Raw genomic sequence first — 2112 nt, forward strand, 5'->3', positions numbered from 1 at the left:
CGGCACCCCGGATACGCGCCTTGACGCTACCCAGATCGAAGGCCGCCCAAGTGATGCTCGGGCCCAGCGACCAGGCACGGGCGGCACTGGAGCCGCCACCCAGATCCGTCAACTGCTGGCCAGCGGTAAGTCGGTACGTTTCCTGGTGCCCGACGCGGTCCTGGCCTACATCGATGCGCACGGTCTTTACCGTGCGTCGAACTGAACAGGAGTGCCTCAAGGCACGTGGCAACAACGTGTATTGAAGCGCCCGAACATACGAGCAAAACGAGTTTTTTATGACGAACAACGACGTAAACAAAGTTAAGCGCAAAGGCACGTTCAAGAGTGCTCCGCTGCCGGAAAAGGTCCTCGCCGCCGAGCCGCCGAAAGGCGAAGAGTTGGTCAAGATCGCCGTAGCGGCCCTGGAAGACGTCAAGGCCCAGGACGTGCTGGTGATCGATGTTCGCGACAAGCAGAGCATCACTGACTACATGATCATCGCCACCGGTACCTCCAACCGCCAGATCAACGCGATGCTCGACAAGGTTCGCGAATCGGTCAAGGCCCAGGGCATCAAGCCGCTGGGTGAAGAAGGCAAGGGTGAGAGCGACTGGGTGTTGCTGGACATGGACGATGTGATCGTTCACATGATGACCTCCAATGCCCGTCAGTTCTACGATCTGGAGCGCCTGTGGAAAGGTGCCGAGCAGAGCCGTGCCGCCGACGGCAAGCACCACAGCCCTGAAGTGGGTCATGAGCATTTCAACAAGCTCAACAAAGACCAGGAATAAGGAACGGCTGTGCGACTGCGACTGATCGCCGTCGGTTCACGCATGCCCAAGTGGGTGGAAGAAGGCTGGCATGAGTATGCCAAGCGTCTTCCGTCCGAGCTGGCGCTGGAACTGGTGGAAATACCGCTCAACACCCGTGGCAAGAACGCTGACGTGGCGCGCTTCATCCGTCAGGAGGGCGAAGCCATGCTGGCCAAGGTCGGGTCGAATGAGCGTGTCGTCACCCTCGAAGTCCACGGCAAACCCTGGAGTACCGAGCAACTGGCGGTCGAACTCGATCGCTGGCGACTCGACTCGCGCACGGTGAATTTCATGGTCGGCGGCCCCGAAGGGCTGGCGCCGGAAGTCTGCGCCCGTGCCGATCAGCGTTGGTCGCTTTCGCCGTTGACGTTGCCGCATCCGCTGGTGCGCATTCTGATCGGCGAACAGCTGTATCGTGCCTGGACCGTGTTGTCCGGCCACCCTTACCACAAGTAGTTCTGGCCTCATGTCTCAACCGATCCGCATCAAGGACCACGAAAAAGACGCCCGTCTGGTGCGTGGCCGTGTCGTGTTCGGGGCCATTGCGGTTGTCACGCTGATCGGCGTGCTGATCGCGCGCCTGTATTTCCTTCAGGTGATCCAGTACGAGTACCACTCGACCCTGTCGGAAAACAACCGCGTCCATGTGCAGCCGATTCCGCCGCCCCGTGGGTTGATTTACGACCGCAACGGTGTGGTCATCGCCGACAACCGCCCCAGCTTCAGCCTGAGCATGACCCGTGAGCGCTCTGGTGATTGGCAGCAAGTGCTGGATGTCATCGTCCAGGTACTGGAGCTGACGCCCGAGGACCGGGTGATTTTCGAGAAGCGCATGCGCCAGGGGCGCCGGCCGTTCGAGCCGGTACCGATCATGTTCGAACTGACCGAAGAGCAGATCGCCCGTATTGCGGTGAATCAGTTCCGCCTGCCGGGCGTGGAAGTGGTCGCGCAGTTGGTTCGTCACTATCCACAGGGCGCGCACTTTGCGCACTCGGTAGGCTATATGGGGCGGATCAACGAAAAAGAGCTCAAGACTCTGGACCCGGTGAGCTACAGCGGTACCCATCAAATCGGCAAAACCGGCATCGAGCGTTTCTACGAGCCTGAATTGCACGGTCAGGTGGGTTATGAAGAAGTCGAGACCAACGCTCGAGGCCGCGTACTGCGGGTGCTCAAGCGTACCGATCCGATTCCGGGCAAGGACATCGTCCTGAGCCTGGACGGTCGCCACCGAGGAAGGCTCACCGGGAATGTTGAACAGTATCGAGGTAATCGAGCCGCCGAACAGCGCTCCCCAATACATGCACGACAGCAAAAT

General features: G+C 60.1%; 2 protein-coding genes and 4 pseudogenes. 4 read left to right on the forward strand and 2 right to left on the reverse strand.

What is annotated here, in order from left to right:
* A pseudogene (locus ACQKP2_RS32585) lies at positions 1-94 on the reverse strand (hypothetical protein); the annotation flags it as partial.
* Between ACQKP2_RS32585 and ACQKP2_RS32590 the strand changes: the two are divergent.
* The 4 genes and pseudogenes from ACQKP2_RS32590 to ACQKP2_RS32605 form a co-directional block, all read left to right on the forward strand.
* Positions 92-205 (forward strand): annotated as a pseudogene (locus tag ACQKP2_RS32590) (nicotinate-nucleotide adenylyltransferase); the annotation flags it as partial. The pseudogenes ACQKP2_RS32585 and ACQKP2_RS32590 overlap by 3 nt on opposite strands.
* A gap of 73 nt (positions 206-278) precedes the next feature.
* Entirely contained in the window at positions 279-773 is a 495-nt protein-coding gene (rsfS, locus tag ACQKP2_RS32595) for a ribosome silencing factor (protein ID WP_427582352.1), read from the forward strand.
* 9 nt (positions 774-782) lie between these two features.
* Positions 783-1250, forward strand: a complete 468-nt coding sequence (gene rlmH, locus ACQKP2_RS32600) for a 23S rRNA (pseudouridine(1915)-N(3))-methyltransferase RlmH (protein ID WP_111454206.1) — start codon at positions 783-785, stop codon at positions 1248-1250.
* Positions 1251-1260: 10 nt separating this feature from the next.
* Positions 1261-1956: pseudogene (locus ACQKP2_RS32605) on the forward strand (penicillin-binding protein 2); the annotation flags it as partial.
* A gap of 60 nt (positions 1957-2016) precedes the next feature.
* Here the strand turns inward: ACQKP2_RS32605 and ACQKP2_RS32610 are convergent.
* Positions 2017-2112, reverse strand: a pseudogene (locus ACQKP2_RS32610) (tripartite tricarboxylate transporter permease); the annotation flags it as partial.

Source organism: Pseudomonas sp. NPDC089569 (assembly GCF_050280625.1).
GTDB lineage: Bacteria > Pseudomonadota > Gammaproteobacteria > Pseudomonadales > Pseudomonadaceae > Aquipseudomonas.

Bases quoted from the DNA above. Each gene is read 5' to 3' on its own strand.
- rsfS (WP_427582352.1), top strand. From the start codon at position 279: ATGACGAACAACGACGTAAACAAAGTTAAGCGCAAAGGCACGTTCAAG.